The following is a 1,518-nucleotide window of genomic DNA, read 5'->3' as shown; positions in this document are numbered from 1 at the left end:
TCGCCTTGGTCAAGGTGGTGGTCGACCTCCGCGTTCAGCGCCCGTTCGGCGAGCGCCTTCTTCAGTTCGTCGAGAAGACCATCTTTCGCAAAGGCAGTCTTGGGATCCGCGCCGCCCAGAAGCTGGTCAAGCAGTTGATCGGGAATAAGCGGGGCTTTCCGTCTTGCCATGTGATGCCTCCATTTGCTTCCAAATGGCCATCACACGGAAATTCCGACACTCTCTCAAGGTCGGCCGGAACAGGACGTTGAACATAAGTTCGTAGCCCGGCCCACCGCGCCCGTGCAAACCGTCGCCCTCGAGCGTCATATGCGCGAGCATCCACAGCGGCACGGCGACGAACGCTTCACAGACCAGAATGAGATAGCCCGCAACGCCGGCCATCCAGATGACCCAGGGGATCATCGGGAGCACATAGGCGATCATCTGACCCTGAGCCAGGAAGACGCTGGCGCCGGCGAAGATCGGCGTGGAGAGGAAATTGATCACAGACGCCGCGCTGGCGGCCGCAAGACCGCCGCCAACACCGCCACTGGCGACGCCGCTCGCCACAGCCGCGGCCTGACCGGCGGTGGTGGTCAACGCGGCCGCCGCGCCCAGGATAGCGAGGGCGGCGAGGGTCATCTTGTTGCCAAGTGCGATCAGGCCGCCGAATGGATCGTTCCATTGGCTGCTGGTGGGCGACAGGCTGTTGACCAGACTGTTGAGCAACTCCGGGGTGATGCTTACGGAGCGCAACACCTGCTCGATCGTGCTGTTTGGATCGCTTGTGGATTGGCCGGTTTGCACAGAAGCGTAGCCGCTCGGTTGCGACAGGGGGTCTTGTGTCCCGACGTAGATTTTGAGCTTTGCAAGGAGCGCCGTCGAGGAACCAAACAGCGGGGCGACGTCATTCGTCAGCGCGGCCGACAATCCCTGCAGCGAAGGCGTGTTGATGACGGGGGTCGCGCTGGCGAGCGACAGGGTCAGGCCGTTGAGCCGGGCAAATTCGAGATAGTACGCGCCGGCGGACGTCCATCCGAGGGCGGAGAGTTGCGTCTGCCCCTGAATCAGGCCGAGATTGCCAGAGCGGGCGTCCTGCACCTGTTGGGCGCTGCGCAAATCCTGTGTGATCGTCTGCGCCGCAGTCGTCAACTCGGTCGTGTAATTTTGCAGCGTGCTGGTGTAGAGCGCCTTCAATCCGCTCAGGGCAAACTGGTTCTTGGTGGTCCAATAATTCTGAGCGATGGTCTGAATCGAGGGGCGCAAGGCGGCGAGCGTGCTGTCGAGAATGTCCTTCTGCTTCTGCGCCATTTGATTGGCGACGTTGGTGTAGTTGCTCCCGGAGCCCGTGATCGGCGAATTAAGAGTGATCGAGCCACAAGTCGGGCTGTTGGTGGCGAGGCCTGTGCTCAACTGGTAGGCGTAGGTGACGACGCCGCCCGACGAGGAGCCGATGACGGTCCCGGTCGGGGCGGGAATGATCGTCGAGCCCGCAGCGGCGTTCAGATAGGCCATGCACAGTTCATCTTGCATCAA

General features: G+C 61.9%; 1 protein-coding gene and 1 pseudogene. Both read right to left on the bottom strand.

The features are described 5' to 3' along the window. Positions 1-170, bottom strand: a pseudogene (locus tag CFB24_RS22355) (IS256 family transposase); the annotation flags it as partial. Continuing rightward, the coding region (locus CFB24_RS22205; RefSeq protein WP_210190755.1) for a DotA/TraY family protein at positions 127-1,518 on the bottom strand (1,392 nt) is incomplete at its 5' end. The pseudogene CFB24_RS22355 and the gene CFB24_RS22205, both read right to left, overlap by 44 nt.

It is taken from the genome of Rhodoblastus acidophilus (genome assembly GCF_900187365.1).
Taxonomy (GTDB): Bacteria; Pseudomonadota; Alphaproteobacteria; order Rhizobiales; family Beijerinckiaceae; genus Rhodoblastus; species Rhodoblastus acidophilus.
Note: the sequence above shows the minus strand (reverse complement) of the source record. Positions and strands in the feature narration are given on the sequence as shown.